A 15,804-nucleotide genomic window follows, 5' to 3' on the forward strand; every position below is an offset into this window, starting at 1 on the left:
AAAAATTGAAGACAACAAGCGCAACATTTCCACAATATTTTGTTAGATTTGTAGGTAAAATCGTCTAACATTTTGAAAACAACATTAACAGAAGAAAATTATCTGAAGGCTTTGTTTCATTTGGTTGATAATGAAGGGAAAGTAACGATTAACGAACTGAGTAAATTTTTAAATGTAAAAATGCCCAGCGTTAATAACATGATGAAAAAATTTGCAGAAAAAAGCTGGGTTGTTTATGAAACCTACAAACCTCTCCGAGTTACCGAAAAAGGAAGACGGGAAGCAGCTTTGGTAGTGCGTAAACATAGGTTGACGGAAATGTTTCTGGTGAAAAAAATGAACTTTGGCTGGGAAAATGTGCATGAAATTGCAGAACAATTGGAACATGTACACTCCCAGATCTTTTTTGATAAAATGGATGAAATTCTGGATCATCCGAAATTCGATCCCCATGGAGAGCCTATTCCCGATAAAGATGGAAATATTATTGCTCAGGATCTGCAGAAGCTGAGCAATTGCGAAGTCGGTGAAACCGTAGTTTTTGCTTCCGTTACACTCTCGGATGATGCTTTCTTAAGCTATCTCACGGAGAGAAAGTTATTACTGAATACAAAGATAAAGATCATTAAAATTGAGAGTTTCGATAAATCCGTAACAATTGAAATCGAAGGAAAAAAAGAAATTCTAAGTAAAAAAGCGACGGAGAAAATATTGGTAAAAAAGTAAATCCTAAGTATAACACAAATAAGGTGGCCTGGAAAATCCGGCCACCTTTTTTATATCCTTAAAAAGGAATAATAAGTTTTAAAGATACATTCCTTCCCATATTATAAATATTGCCTAAATACTTCAAACGGCTAAGATGCGACTGATAGGCACGGTCAAAAACATTATTCACCTGAAACTGGAGGACTGCGGAATGATTTTCCGAATAGTTGATAGCCATGGACGTTCCTATATTACATAAGGTATAGTCAGATGTTGCAGTTTCAGTACCATTGAGGTTAAGGTATCTGTTCTGCGCAGCTGAATATTCTATTTCTGCCATTGGAGTAATCGAAGAAATAATTGTGGAACCTGTAGATATTTTCTGGGATATATTGCCTGATAATCTCAGCGGAGAGATCAATGGAAGATATTCGCCGTTGATTCCCTGGTTTTTAAACATCTTTTCCCGGTTGAATCCATAAATAACCGAAAAACTGGTTTCAAAATTAAATCCCTTCCACTTCTCTGGATGAAGAGAAAGCCATGCTTCCATACCATAAAGTTGAGCAGAAGCCTGCTGATATTGGTAGGTTTTGTTTCCCTGGGAATCGATGAGAGGATTTCCCTGACTGTCTATAAGCAATGAAAGATATATATAATTCTGAATATTATTGTTAAACAAACTCACGTCTGCAGAAAAATCTTTAAAGCGTGTACTGACTCCCAAGTCTTCCTGTAATGAAAACTCCGGATCAAAATTCCTGTTTCCTCTGTAAATAATGTGAGCTCCCGGATCCAATCCATTGGAACCTATTTCTGTGATATTAGGAGCTCTGTAGCTTCTTCCGATATTTGCTTTAAGACTGATGTGCTTCGTTAACTGAAACGCTGATCCTATGCTGGCAGATAGTCCGCCGAATGTTTTATGATACAAAGGAAATCGAAGTTCGGCACTGGCAGATGACGATGGGACGTGTTCTTCAAATTGGGTGATAGGATTTGTTCTTATATAAAAGTCACTCCATCGAATATTCCGAAGATCATACCGCGCACCACCACTGATGTTGAGTCTTTTGTATTTCCATTTTACATAAGCATAAACTCCTCCCTCCTGCAGATCATAGTCCGGAATAGGAAAATCAGTTGCTGATTTATTTGTATTATTCTGCATCATACCATTCACTCCGGCAGAAATTTCAAAAGACGAAAATTTTGGAAAATTATAGCGTACCCCATAATTTAAAGTGTTGAGTCGTACATACATCCCGGCCTGCAAGGGAAATGTAGGATGATTGTATTCACGGCGGATATTTTGTTGTAAGGCCAGCTGGATATCCAGATCACCTTTTCCCAACTGTTCGGTATGTTGAGCATATAGCCTGTAATGCTGAATTCTCTGGTGCAATGGGGAAAGAGCATAAGAGTTAAGATCTTTTTCCGGCACAATAGGTCTTTTTTCCATATCATCATCATCTCCCTCTCCTACCTGATAAGTAAATTTTCCGGTTTTTGGATCTCGACTACCATCCGGTATTCCCTGGAGATTATCATATAATGTAAAATTGATCTTAGAAAAACGGGTGTCTGTTTTATATCCTAATAAAAAAGACAAGTTCTTTTCTTCAAAATTGGTATTGTAGACCCTTCCATCAATAGAATTTCTAAAGTTTTTAGCCATTCGGTAAGAGCCGGTTAAGGCTGCTATAAAAGAGTTCTTTTTGTATCCCACCTGCATTCCGTTCCCGATAAGATTATTATTTCCCTGGTATTCACTTGTTATTTTACCATGTACTACTCCATCATCCAGATTCGGAATATAGGGAAAAAGACTTACAACGCCGGCCAATGCATCAGAACCAAACATCAGGCTTGCAGGGCCTTTTATAATTTCAGCCCTTTCAATCATATAGGGACCGATCTCTATACCATGCTCATCTCCCCATTGCTGACCTTCCTGACGTACCCCGTCATACAAAGTCAAAACCCGGTTATATCCCAATCCTCTGATAAAAGGTTTGGAAACATTCGGTCCCGTTTCCACCACACTCATTCCCGGTGCAGATTTCACAAGGGCACTTATGATATTGGTAGCTACCGATTTTTCAATCTGTTTAGAAGAAATACTGATCACTGCAACAGGATTTTCCTTGATTAAAGTTTCTTTTGAAACCCCTGTAATAACCACTTCATCAATTGTATTGCTATTACGTAACAATAAAATATCCGGAATAGCCGTAGAAGCTTTCTCTACAAAAATGTCCTGCTGCACTTCCTCATACCCTTTCGCCTTGATAACAAGCTGATAACTACCCGGAACCAGATTTTCCATAATGTAGTTACCGGTTTTGTCGGCTACCGTCTTTTCTTTTGTTCCTTTGAGTATTACTTCGGTATTCGGAAAGTCTCCGTTTTCATAAAGTACCCTTCCTTTTAATTGTGCATTTTGGGCACCTACTATAGAAATAGTAAAAATACCGGATGCTGACAGCATAAATCTGAAATTCATATACATTTTATTAAACTATGATCATCAAAGGCTATGGCTAAACATTAAAAAGCCTCTTCGTGAACAAAGGCAAAAGTATAAAAATTTTAATTAACGCAACAATGTTGCTTTAATTATTTGTCATATTCTTTTCATTACTCTGGAATCCTACCTTAAAGTAATAAAGTTAATTTCACAGACGAAATGAAAATGGTTGTTCAAAACCACTATGGAGATTTCACAACATTATCATGCAGATAAATTTGCGAGCAAGTATTTACCTCATACAGAATGATGGTGACTGATAATCGTTAAAAAAGGGTTAAACCTTCTTCATCAAATGGTCAATATTTTTATTTTAATTAGGTTTGCAAATCTTTCTGCTTCAACTTTTATTCTTCTTAAAAGCAGTATCATTAAATTATTATTCTAAAAATTATGAAAAAAAGAAGTCAGTTTCTGATTATTTCCATTGTGTTTCTAAGCCAGTTCATCCATGCCCAGGTAAGAGATTTTGTAATAGAACCACCTATTAAGCCTAATTTGTATATCTACAAAACTTTTGGAGTATTTGGGGGCAAGGAATATTCTACCAACGCAGTATATCTTATTACTAAAAAAGGAGTCGTTTTATTTGATGTTCCATGGCAGAAAACACAGTACCAAAGCCTGATAGATACAATACAAAAGCGCCATAATCTTCCTGTTATTGCTGTATTTGCCACCCATTCCCATGAGGACAGAGCAGGAGATCTCAGTTTTTATAATAACAAGGGCATCAAGACCTATGCAACGGAAAAAACCAACGAAATCTTAAAGAAGAACGGAAAAGCAACCTCTACTGAAATTATAAAAACAGGAAAACCCTATCGCATTGGAGGAGAAGAGTTTATCGTTGATTTTCTTGGAGAGGGACACACCGCAGATAATGTAGTGGTATGGTTCCCCAAATACCATATATTAGATGGAGGATGTCTGGTAAAAAGCAGAATGGCAGCAGATTTAGGATATACCGGAGAAGCTAATGTAAAGGCGTGGCCTCAGACAATGGCAAAATTAAAATCCAGGTATGCCGGAGCAACGATGGTTATTCCAGGACATGATGAATGGAAAGGTGGAGGTCATGTAGAACATACAATAGATCTCCTGAATAAAAAATAGCAAAAGCCCAGGCAACTTGCCTGGGCTTGTTTCATCAAAAAAATCCCGTAAAACGGGATTTAAATATTTTAACATTTTAATATGGATCAATTAATCCAATACGCTCCAACCTCTTTTCGGATTAGCGTTATTAGAAACTTCCTGTTCATTAACGATGATATTTTCTTTTCTCTGACCGATATAATCAAGTTCACTTAATTTAGAGAAAATAATTTCAAGACTTCTAAGCATCTGCTGGATATAAAGCAAAGGCTCACCACAATTGTGATGATCATAATTGGTTTCAGCAACAATAGAAAGCTGATTCAATAACGTATGAGGGGCAATTTCACTCCATTCCAAACTGTAATTCAGCATTTCTTCCAGCTCGGCAGGAACCAGAACCTGGGTAGAATTATAAAGACGAAGCGCCAGCTTTGCGAAAGAATCAATTAAAAACACCGGTGGTTGCCAGGGAATCACATTTCTGAACTGAAAATACATATCCCCGAACGTATTGATCATGGCATTACACAAAAACTTAACGTTTTGTGCCAGTGCCGTATTCTGATTTTTATGAGAAGCTTTCTGAATGATCTTGAACGCATACTGCTGTAGATTTCCAATAGATTTAGCAAAACTGCCATAGTAATCAATAAGAACAGGATGGCTCTGAATAGAAGTACATGGCGGAATAAAATTAGAATTAACCTGGGCAATATTACCTTTAAGATCAACCTTTCCCACGATCAGATAATTTCCTCCTGAATAGCTGCTGTTGAGCGACGTTACAGGAAGAAGTTCAATATGGTAATTCGGCTGGGCATTTGGGTGTCTTGGAGGGATCTCTTCAGGATCGATATCTCCAAAAGGTACTTTATCAAACGGATTTACTGAAATCAGAATGTAATATTCTCCATCAGCCTGTTCTTCATTCATGGACTTCGCCAATGATTTTACGCTTACCCTTCTGTCCGACAGCTCCATTCTGTATCCGGCCAGTGTTACAGCACTGCAACGTTTGATAACCAGCTGTACATCATTCGTCGCGGTATTGTGAACATCAAAAATGGTTTTATCTGTAAATTCATTTGAGATAGGAAGAAGCCCGTAATTATAAGGAGTGATTCCCAATGAATTGGAATCCCTGATGGTATCAATTAAAAAATTATCCTGATCATTCAGGTGTCTCTGGGAAACTTTCATCCCGTCAACCCAATTGATTGCAAAATGTTTAATAGGCTGTATCATATTAAATACTTTTAAATTTTGTGTGGTTATGATTTTCTTGTTATTCCTTCTTCTTCATGCTGAATAACCCTCTTACAAATTACGACCTCATTTTCAGAAATCCCGTTTGTATTAATATCCTGGTTAAAATCAATATATTTTCTAAAGCTGAAAAATGATTTTTTAGTATAAAAGATCCAGTAATAAGATTCTCTGTCTGCATCCGTAAGGTGAATGATCGATTTAGGATTTTTGTGATTGTAGTCATCCACTACCCTATAAAACCAGTCTCCAAATGTTACTCCGGTTGGCAAAGTCTTAGCCTTAATTCTGAACCTGTTGGAATCTTCTAAGTTTTTACTCAATTCCACATTCAATACCATAAGTCTATCAAAATCCGCGCCTTCAAAATCCGGAAGCCTCTGCTCTGGAGAATAACGCCATGTTTTATAAATATCCACCGGAATACTGATAAACTGAACATAGCAATAATGAAACACCATCGGAACAAGAAATATGATAACACTCGTTGCAGACATGACCGCATTACCGGTTCCCACACTCATCCATTTGAACAGCAATACAAAAAGATATCCTCCGAAAGCAATACACGTTAATGAAAGTATAGACTCAAATAAAATGCTCATCGGCAATGAGTCAATGTGTTTTTTGAAATATTTATCCAATAGATTGACATGGATAATTCCAAAAATTAGGTAAATGATTTGTGCTATAAGATACCAATACGGGTTAAATAGATTTCCGGCAAACCCAAAAAAGCCAGGCAAAGCCAAACATAAACTGCATAGCAGTACATAAATAATAATGACCTTAATTTTAATTGCAGGTTTATTTCTTCTGATTACACCGAGTATAACCATCATGATTACTGCTATTAAAGGCATTAAAATATATCTTAAAAAGATTCCCTTTACTGAAGAAATTTCCATTGGTTGTTTTTCAAATTTATAATGTATTGGTGCTTGTAAATATAGCTAAATTATTTTACAGAAATGTAGAGTATCCAAGGCGGTTTGCATTTCTTTCATCATCTTCCAGCTTAAATGAATATTCCTGTTTTTCGGTGATAAAATTTTCCACTACATCTACCGTTACAGGGAGAAAATAATCGTATAACGCCTGGAGAACTTTTCTGAATGGATTTCCGGGAATATACATTTTCATTTTTTCATACGGAATGGGTCCTATATTTACAACCCAGTTACGTTGTCCGTCCATATGCCTGCCACTGGGAATATAAGTAACTCCCAGTCGGGAATTCCCTAAAAGCATAGAGTCGTCATTTTCCTCTATATCCTCGATAACATTAGGAGTGAAGGTAACTTCTACCGGCACCTGAAGGAAGGCGGTCAGGCATCTTTCAAACCACCTTTTATCTCCACGGATGTTATGGAAAAAAGGTAAAATATGCATAAAGATATAGGCATTCTTTGTATCCAGATGTCTTACAATAGGCCACAGCTCACTGATCGTTTCAAGCAGTGTATCGGTATCGCTTGATACATCAAAGTCAAACTCCTTAGACAGAGCACTGATTTCGGTAAAAAAGATTTCTAATTCAAATGGACGAAAAAATTTGCGCGCGTCTTCCTCAATCCTTTTTTGTTTGCGGATCTCCTTAACAACGCTTTCTACATTCTTTCTTGAGGTGCTTAATGAAGGAGGATGAAACAAACCTTCCGGAAGATAGTCGTATATCCCTTCCCTGTAAGTTTCTATCGTAAATACTTCTTCATCAAATCCCAGATAATTACTTGAAATACTTTTGATATCTTTAAGATAAGCCCTGTCATTGATGCCGATACGGTCAATGAAAATATTGCTTACACTCCTGTGATATTTCAAAAGATTGACGGCTACAGACTCTGCTTTAAAATCTGTCTGCAGCTTATTGTAATGCATATCTACAATATTATTCTCATACATAGTGTTTCCTGTGATTATGGCCTGTAAAGATAATATATCTCATCGCAATGAAAAAAAAATATTATTCAATTTTTATATTTCTACGACAATACTATCGATAACAGCAGTAAAAATATAAAAATTTTGTATAATCAAAGCGGGTTCCGGATAAAAAATATAAAATAAAAGAATACGTAGCTACCTGTTAATTGGAACATGGTTTAATCCATGAATATGATTAAATTTTATTAACCTTATTATAATAATAAGAAATTCACTTTTTTACGCCTTATTACCAAAAGCTAAGTTATCTTTGCAGATTGAAAATGTTATTTACAATGAAAAGTATTTATTCTAAAATTTTAATTTTAGCATTCATTTCCTCTTCTCTTTATTCATTTGCGTGGGGATTAACGGGACACAGAATTATTGCAGAAATCGCAGAGAATCATCTTTCCGGAAAGGCAAGAAGAGAAATCAGAAAAATTATGGGCAAGGAACGCCTGGCCTATTGGGCTAACTGGCCGGACTTTATTAAATCGGATACAACAGGGGTATGGAAGCAGGCTTCAGCATGGCATTATGTAAATATTGATCCGCAGACTGATTTTAAAACCTTTGAGCAAAATTTAAAAGCACAGGCGGGACCAAGCCTTTATTCTCAGGTAAATACGTTATCTGCACAGGTAAAAGATGAAAAAACCCCTGAGAAAGACAGAAAAATTGCATTGATTTTCCTGATCCATATTATGGGAGATTTAGCACAGCCTTTACACGTAGGAAGAGCGGAAGATCTGGGAGGCAACAAGATTAATGTTACTTATTTCGGAGAAAAAACCAACCTGCACTCTGTCTGGGACGGAAAATTGGTTGATTCCCAAAAATACAGCTACACGGAATATTCAAGATTACTGGATATCAAATCAAAAGATGAAGTGAAGCAAATTCAGTACGGGACATTAGAAGACTGGTTGTACGATTCGCATAAAATTGCCAATAAAATATATGCGCAAACACCGGATGGATCCAAATTATCATTTGACTACCAGTATAAGTTTAACGATACTCTGGAAAGACAACTTCTTTACGGAGGTTTAAGACTGGCCAAATTGTTGAACGACCTGTTTTAATAGGATTGATCGTGATGGAACTCAGGGTGGTATGTTGAGTTATATTTTTGTTCAACATCTAACCCCTAAAGTGTGATTCTAAAAATTTCAACGATTAAAAAGATAGGGCGAAACTTCGGTTTCGCCTTTTTGTTTGCGCAAAATTCAGTTTACGTTTAAAAAAAATTAAAACTGGTGTAACCTTTTGACCTCTTCAAGCGTATAATATATAGTAACTCTAGTTTGAGGATAAAATAAATGAGACAGTTAAAAATTACTAAGCAGGTAACCAACAGGGAAACTGCTTCATTAGACAAGTATTTGCAGGAAATTGGTAAGGTAGAATTGATTACTGCAGACGAAGAAGTAGATTTGGCACAAAAAATACGTGCAGGTGACAGAGCCGCACTGGAGAAATTAATCAAAGCCAACCTTCGTTTCGTAGTTTCTGTATCTAAACAATACCAAAACCAGGGACTTTCTTTACCCGATTTGATCAATGAAGGTAATTTAGGATTAATGAAAGCTGCAAAAAGATATGATGAGACCAGAGGTTTCAAATTTATCTCTTACGCAGTTTGGTGGATTCGTCAATCAATTTTACAGGCTTTGGCAGAACAGTCAAGGATTGTAAGATTGCCACTAAACAAGATTGGCTCAATTAACAAAATCAATAAAGCATACGCTCACCTTGAACAGGAAAATGAAAGACCACCTTCTCCGGAAGAATTGGCTGAAGTTCTTGATATGAGCGAAGAGGATATTAAAGAATCTATGAAAAACTCCGGTAGACACCTGTCTATGGATGCACCTTTAGTAGAAGGTGAAGATTCTAATCTTTACGATGTATTGCGTTCCGGAGAATCTCCAAGCCCGGATAAAGATTTAATGCTTGAATCTCTTCAAATTGAAATTGAAAGAGCATTGAACACTTTAACTCCAAGAGAAGCGGATCTTGTAAGATTATACTTCGGATTAAACGGAAAACATCCAATGACTTTAGAAGAAATTGGTGAGACTTTTGACCTGACGAGAGAAAGAGTTCGTCAGATCAAAGAAAAGGCGATCAAGAGACTAAAACATAATACAAGAAGTAAGATTTTAAAATCTTACCTGGGTAAATAATTTAGCCTAAACAATTAGCAGCGGAGTTTGATTTTCAGACTCCGCTTTTTTTATCTTTGTATTTATGATCGAGATTTTTTTTACTCTCAATCAAAAGCCGGCGAAAGCCACAGGATAAAAGGCTACTTCAACTGCGGAATTTTAAATCCGGACTTTAAAATTTTCATAAATTTTAAAAATAAAGGAATTGATATCAATTCCATTTTAATTCAATGTTTGTAACAATACAAAATATATATTCAACTAATCAAATTAAATAATCAGATCTTCAGAAAAAATTCTGTAGTCAGCAAATATCAACTGAAAAAAACAACACATGAAAAAAATACTTTACATCATATCCCTGGTTGCCTTACTAATCTCCTGCAAAGAAAATAATTCGGAGAATGCACCTATTGCAGATAATTTAGTGGATCATGCAGAATCTTCTGTTTCGGGATCTTTTAAAAGTGGTCGGGGTGGTGATATGATCGACCAGATTTACTCTGAATTGATTAAGAATGACAACAATCTGAAAGTACTGGATGATAAAATAAGCGATGCCAACAGGGAAGCCATTCAAGTTATTTTTAAGTATAAAGAAATCCTTGACAAATCTGAATCATACTACCATGATGCTCAGTACCATACTGATGCAATAAGCGATTCCATTCTGAAAAACGAACTAACCAAATCTATCAAAGCAAGCTCTGATCAATATTCTTTAAAAGTCAAAAACATAAAGGATCTTATTAATCAGATTGATATCAATGAAAAGAAAATGAATGATCTTTACACCGCTTTTAAGATCAGAAAGACACTTCCTGAAATTGAAAAATACCAGCAGGCTCATCCTCTGAAAACAGACCAACTGAACATATTCATTAATAAGCAAAATACGCTATTAAAGGAGCTGAAAAACCTTAAATAATTCAGAATACAATAAAAATCCAAATGATGCAATATACCACTCAATGGCTTACTGATAAAAGCCGGATTAAAGAACTTGTTGACTTTTTTATCACCCATAAAACAAAGTCATACATTTCACATGGAGAAATAATTTCAGGAAGAGCAGAAAGTTCGGAAGAATGGAGTGCTGATCTTGAATCCATTCTAACAGAGCAGTTTAACAGTGATTTTAATGCTGGAAGTCCTTCTGCATCAACGGTCAGGATTTTAATTGCAGAAAACGCTGAAAAAGAAATCATTGGGATGCTGGTTTTTAATGTGATTTACAGTGGTTTTAAAAATTATGCAGTGCTAGAAGACATGCTCTTAGATCAGTCTTACCGCGGGCAATCTATCGGAAGTACCCTCCTTGAAAGTGCGATCGAAGAATCCGGGAAGTGGAATATCAGTTTTCTCCTTTTGGAAAGTGGCATTGATAATAAAGGAGCTCATCATTTTTTTGAAAAATATGGTTTTAGAAAAGTTTCCGAAAATTATATTTTAACCCTGTAAGCAGATAATCAAGCTGATATGAATTCAATTTCAATTATCGGAGCCGGAATCGGAGGTCTTACCCTTGGCAATATCCTTAAACAACATCAGCTGGATGTTATATTATATGAATCAGCTCCTGAAATTAAGCCAGTGGGATCAGGAATTATGATGGCCATGAATGCAATGAAGGTATTTGAACAACTAAATCTAAAAGAAAAAGTTGAAAATGCAGGGAATAAAATTCATGGGATCTCTATTACTGACGGTTCATTTCGATCTATTTCAAGAACACATAGTTCAGATCTTGAAAGAAAGTTGAATGTCTCCAATGTAGCCATTCATAGAGCGGAGCTGCAAAAAATCCTTGCTGAAAACATAGGTTTCGAAAACATTCAGCTAAGTCATAATCTACAAAGTATAGAAAAAAATGATAATTATACGTTACACTTTGAAAACAGAACAGCCGTAGAAAGCAACGTTGTTTTTGGAGCGGATGGAATAAAATCCAAAGTTCGGAATCAGATCTTAAAAACAGGAACCATCAGTAATACAGGACAAAAGTGCTGGCGGGGCCTCGTTAACTACGATCTCCCGGAAGAGTACCATCATGAAGCTCTGGAAATGTGGGGAAAAGGTAAACGTTTCGGTTTTGTAAAGATGTCAGCTACAAAAGTATATTGGTATGCCGTAATAAGTGATAAAAGCTTTAAACCGGATATTGATCTCTGCTCTGTTTTCAGTGATTTCAATCCATTGGTAACAAAAATCCTACAAGCAACTTCTCCCGGGGATATCATTTTAAATGATATTACAGACCTCTCTCCCATACCTGAATGGTATTCTGACAATTTATGCCTAATAGGTGATGCCGCGCACGCAACAACTCCTAATATGGGCCAGGGTGCATGCCAGGCTATAGAAGATGCTTATATCATCGGAAAATTGCTTGTAGAGAATAAAGATTTTAACCAGGTCTTCGAAAATTTTCAAAAAATAAGGAGAAAAAAAGTAGACTATGTTGTCAATACCAGCCGGATGATTGGAAAAATATCTCTGTGGAAATATGGCACAGGATTCAGGAACTTTTTAATGAGGCAAATCCCTGAAAGTACCAATAAAAAACTGATTGAAAAACTGGTATATCTGGAGCTATAACCATTATAGAGTCAGCAATCTTCTTCCGTTAAGTCAGTAAATAGAATAAAAAAATTGTATAGTTTTAATTAAATTACGCTTTAAATAAAACTATACAATCAATTATATTAAAGACAGTTAAGGTTTTTATTTAATTTCTGACTTTATACTCCCACATGAAAGCATTTTACTTCCGTAGTAAGGATTTACAACCTGCTTTTCATTACTTAGCCAGCTTCCGTCAGCCATAGGACAATACATTACAAAAACAGGTTTTCCGGATAGATTGAACTGCTTTGTCAGCGCCATCATATCTTTTGAAAGATTCAGAAAGGCCTCTCTTTGGGTATCTATACTTTTGGTTCCGGAAATAGTACCGGCATTCTTTTTCAGAGCAGACAAATGAGTCGATGAAATAACTTTAGGATCTATTGCAGCAGCTGTCTTAACGAATTCTGCGGCTGCTTTTGATGTTTTATCAGCATCGTCTGTTGTTAAAGCTGTTTTAATAGAAATATAATCCTGATATAATTTTGAAACCTGAGGATTGGATTGCGATTGTGCAGATATAGACAGTACTGAGAATATAGAAAGTACTGCTGTAATGATATACTTTTTCATTGTTTTAAATTTAGAATTGAAAATTTTAATATTAATAAGGTCCTGGAATATCACAGATGGTGATAATCATCTTGTTCATCAAATAAAAACCATTGGACGAAAGATTAAATTTTAAATTCTGAAATTACAATGTTCAATAAAAATAGGAACTGATCTCCTATCAGGTGGTGGATTGACAGTGGTTCGCGAAAATTTTTCAGCTGAAAAAGATCGGTCTGCATAAAAAGTTTCGTCACTTTGAAGCCTTGGAATCGCTTTCAGTAATTTGATTTTCAGAAAATCTGACTTTTGCGAATCATCAACTTTTAAAACCTTAATTTCTGTCTTGCAGCAGTCCTTTTTGGACTTAACACCACATTTAGAGCATATGTCATCGGTTTTCCGGCTTACAGAAACCAGCTCTTCCATACAATAATGCACCCTAAAAACAGCTCCGGAAGAAAATCCGAAGTAGAAAATAGAAAACACTATGGCCAGAATCTTTTTCATATGTTGAAGCAAAGGTAAAAATATCTTTGATTTTGTTGTTATAAAATTATGTAACGTTGTTATAAAATTCGGGAAATAAAAAGCTTCTGAAATCTTCAGAAGCTTTTTTATATTTTATCTACTTCAGATTAACCGTTTTTAATGATCAGACGGTCATCTCAGTGAAAATCTTATTTAAGCTTAAATTCAAGTTTTACATTGAAAAATCTTCCGGTCAGACGCACCGGTACCGGATACATCAGATTGGTATTCGCATCGGTAATCCATTGATTGGCTACCGTATTCCTGATGTTAAATGCATTGAATACCTGTACTCCTAAAGTAAGCTCCTCAAAATTGCCCCAGAAACCATATGTCTGTTTTTTATCTTTTGAATCAATGAATACTTTGGATAGTCCTATATCCACTCTTTTATAAGACGGTAAGGTACTCTGATATCTATACGGGGCATTCACGTCCGGTGCACCATTCTGATCCAATATGATCGGCGATCCTGTCGGTAATCCCATTGCATAGGTTAAAGTAAGATTCACTCTCATTGAAGGAAATTGAGGCATATAATCCTGATAGAACATCGCAAATCTTAACCTCTGATCAGTAGGTCGGGGAATATTCCCTCTCCCATCGATATTTTCATACACCCTCGCATAACTTGCAGACAGCCATGAATCAATTCCGGGAACAAATTCTCCGAATAACCTGGCATCAAGTCCATAGGCATATCCGGAAGCATTATTTTTCCCTGAATAACGGATCCTTACATTATCCATGTAGTATGGAATAAGATCATCCATCTTTTTATAATAAGCTTCTGTAGTCAATTTAAACGGACGATCATACATCTGGAACTCATAATCATTTGCCAGAATCAGCTGTATGGAACGCTGGGATTTGATGGTGTTATTGAAATTCCCGTCCAGGTCCTTAATCTCTTTGTAAAAAGGTGCCTGATAGTATATCCCGCCCGAAAGCCTGAATAACATATCCGTATCCCAGTCAGGTTTTACAGCAAACTGAACGCGGGGCGAGAAAATGGTTTCATTATTAAAGCTCCAATGGGCAACCCTTGCTCCGGCGTTGATGAAAACCTTATTGGTTCCCCAATAAAATTTCTGGGAATACTGTGCATAGGCTGATAATCGTGTTGGCTCAATAGCATTCTGCCCTGCTATTCTGTATAATAATTTAAGATCTCCCGGTGTTCCGAATCTTGGATCATCTATAGGCCTTGGAATACTATAGCCGGCAGAGTCAATTAATTTCCATTCATTGGTAAGATCCTTGAGGTTTTCTTTTTCATATTTAAATCCTACTTCGATATCAGTATTCACATTCGGAGAAAAACGTCCTCTGAACTGGGCTCCGTAGGTTCTTACGAAAAGATCATTCCTTGCATGGTCTATCTGTCCTCCAGTATCATAGGTCGTTATAGGTGCTCCGGTGATCGGATCAAATGTTTGTAATATATATTGGGATTGAATAGAATAATATTCTCGCTCCCTGTTTTGATAGGCAAAAGCATCTAATGTAAACCTCCACTTTTCCGATGGTTTGAAATTCATCGAAAGTGTTCCCATCATGTTTTTATACTGGTCATTTTCTTTTCCGGCATAAAAAACAGTAAGATTAAGAGGTCTTTGAAGCGTTCCGAAATCCACACTCCTTTCTTTAGGAATCATTTCATAATCATTCTTGGAATAATATCCTACAAATGAAAGGCTAAGCTTAGGATTGAAATGATAATTGATATACGATTGAAAATCCCAATAGGTAGGATTAAAATTGGTATCTTCTTTCAAGGTATTCAGAACCAGATTGGTATTTCTGTACCGGCCGGAAAATAAAGCAGTCAGCTTTTTATTTTTTGAAGCCAAACCGGTCGTTAGTCTGCCTCCGATCAAACTTGCTTCCCCGGAAAGTTCAAATTTCTCAGGTTCCCGGTAATAAATATTCAGCGCAGAGGACATCTTATCTCCATATCGGGGTTCAAAACCTCCTGCAGAAAAATTAACTGTTGAAACCATATCGGGATTGATGATACTTAACCCTTCCTGTTGAGAGTTTCTGATCAAAAAAGGCCTGTAGATTTCAATATCATTAATATAGATAAGGTTTTCATCATAGTTTCCACCACGAACCATATATTGTGAAGAAAGCTCTGTATTGGAGTTTACGGAAGGTAAGGTTTTCAGAATTCCTTCTATTCCTCCCGAAATACTTGCAACATTCTTAGCATCTTTGGCTGAGATTTTTACAGTACTGAGATCACTGGTTTTACCAACGACTTTTTTCTGGAACACAACTTCCTCAATATCTCTGTATTTTGCAGTATCCTTCTTTTTTGTCTGAGAGAACACTAACATGGGAACCATAAGGCTCAGCGGTAAAACTAGTTTTTTCAAAAGAAATGTT

Annotated in this window: 14 protein-coding genes; 7 read left to right on the plus strand and 7 right to left on the minus strand. The window is 36.2% G+C overall.

Going from position 1 to position 15,804, the window contains the following annotated elements:
- Positions 1–72 precede the first annotated feature (72 nt).
- The gene (locus PFY10_04195) at positions 73–726 is read left to right on the plus strand and encodes a metal-dependent transcriptional regulator (protein WBV57647.1); all 654 of its coding nucleotides are present in this window, start codon (positions 73–75) and stop codon (positions 724–726) included.
- A 58-nt stretch (positions 727–784) separates the two neighbouring features.
- Here the strand turns inward: PFY10_04195 and PFY10_04200 are convergent, their stop codons facing one another.
- A complete protein-coding gene (locus PFY10_04200) occupies positions 785–3,214 on the minus strand; it encodes a TonB-dependent receptor (protein WBV57648.1) in 2,430 nt (809 codons plus the stop codon).
- A 417-nt stretch (positions 3,215–3,631) separates the two neighbouring features.
- Here PFY10_04200 and blaIND point away from each other — a divergent pair, with 417 nt between their 5' ends.
- Positions 3,632–4,354: an IND family subclass B1 metallo-beta-lactamase gene (gene blaIND / locus PFY10_04205; protein WBV57649.1), complete on the plus strand. Its 723-nt coding sequence runs from the start codon at positions 3,632–3,634 to the stop codon at positions 4,352–4,354.
- Positions 4,355–4,444: 90 nt separating this feature from the next.
- Here the strand turns inward: blaIND and PFY10_04210 are convergent, their stop codons facing one another.
- From PFY10_04210 to PFY10_04220, 3 genes are read right to left on the minus strand one after another with little or no spacing between them, the layout of a single operon-like run.
- Entirely contained in the window at positions 4,445–5,584 is a 1,140-nt protein-coding gene (locus PFY10_04210) for a hypothetical protein (GenBank protein WBV57650.1), read from the minus strand.
- Positions 5,585–5,610: 26 nt separating this feature from the next.
- Positions 5,611–6,513 (minus strand): TssN family type VI secretion system protein, encoded by a 903-nt coding sequence (locus tag PFY10_04215; GenBank protein ID WBV57651.1) that lies wholly within the window; start codon positions 6,511–6,513, stop codon positions 5,611–5,613.
- 55 nt (positions 6,514–6,568) lie between these two features.
- A complete protein-coding gene (locus tag PFY10_04220) occupies positions 6,569–7,486 on the minus strand; it encodes a type VI secretion system baseplate subunit TssG (GenBank protein WBV57652.1) in 918 nt (305 codons plus the stop codon).
- Positions 7,487–7,827: 341 nt separating this feature from the next.
- On the opposite strand from PFY10_04220, the gene PFY10_04225 reads away from it, so the two are divergent.
- The 5 genes from PFY10_04225 to PFY10_04245 all read left to right on the plus strand — a co-directional run bounded on the left by PFY10_04225 (position 7,828) and on the right by PFY10_04245 (position 12,303).
- Positions 7,828–8,619 carry a S1/P1 nuclease gene (locus PFY10_04225; GenBank protein WBV57653.1) on the plus strand — a complete coding sequence of 264 codons (792 nt, stop codon included), beginning with the start codon at positions 7,828–7,830 and terminating at the stop codon, positions 8,617–8,619.
- A 237-nt stretch (positions 8,620–8,856) separates the two neighbouring features.
- Positions 8,857–9,723 carry an RNA polymerase sigma factor RpoD/SigA gene (locus PFY10_04230; GenBank protein WBV57654.1) on the plus strand — a complete coding sequence of 289 codons (867 nt, stop codon included), beginning with the start codon at positions 8,857–8,859 and terminating at the stop codon, positions 9,721–9,723.
- A gap of 316 nt (positions 9,724–10,039) precedes the next feature.
- Positions 10,040–10,633, plus strand: coding sequence for a hypothetical protein (locus PFY10_04235; GenBank protein ID WBV57655.1), 594 nt, complete (start codon positions 10,040–10,042; stop codon positions 10,631–10,633).
- 23 nt (positions 10,634–10,656) lie between these two features.
- On the plus strand, positions 10,657–11,166 hold the full coding sequence (locus PFY10_04240) for a GNAT family N-acetyltransferase (protein ID WBV57656.1): 510 nt from the start codon (positions 10,657–10,659) through the stop codon (positions 11,164–11,166).
- Between the two features lie 18 nt (positions 11,167–11,184).
- The gene (locus PFY10_04245; GenBank protein ID WBV57657.1) at positions 11,185–12,303 is read left to right on the plus strand and encodes an FAD-dependent monooxygenase; all 1,119 of its coding nucleotides are present in this window, start codon (positions 11,185–11,187) and stop codon (positions 12,301–12,303) included.
- 126 nt (positions 12,304–12,429) lie between these two features.
- Here PFY10_04245 and PFY10_04250 read toward each other — a convergent pair whose 3' ends face one another.
- The 3 genes from PFY10_04250 to PFY10_04260 form a co-directional block, all read right to left on the minus strand.
- Positions 12,430–12,903: a DUF3347 domain-containing protein gene (locus PFY10_04250; GenBank protein WBV57658.1), complete on the minus strand. Its 474-nt coding sequence runs from the start codon at positions 12,901–12,903 to the stop codon at positions 12,430–12,432.
- Positions 12,904–13,014: 111 nt separating this feature from the next.
- On the minus strand, positions 13,015–13,392 hold the full coding sequence (locus PFY10_04255; GenBank protein WBV57659.1) for a hypothetical protein: 378 nt from the start codon (positions 13,390–13,392) through the stop codon (positions 13,015–13,017).
- 170 nt (positions 13,393–13,562) lie between these two features.
- Positions 13,563–15,794, minus strand: a complete 2,232-nt coding sequence (locus PFY10_04260) for a TonB-dependent receptor plug domain-containing protein (GenBank protein ID WBV57660.1) — start codon at positions 15,792–15,794, stop codon at positions 13,563–13,565.
- Positions 15,795–15,804 lie beyond the last annotated feature (10 nt).

It is taken from the genome of Chryseobacterium daecheongense (assembly GCA_027920525.1).
Classification (GTDB): Bacteria; Bacteroidota; Bacteroidia; order Flavobacteriales; family Weeksellaceae; genus Chryseobacterium; species Chryseobacterium proteolyticum.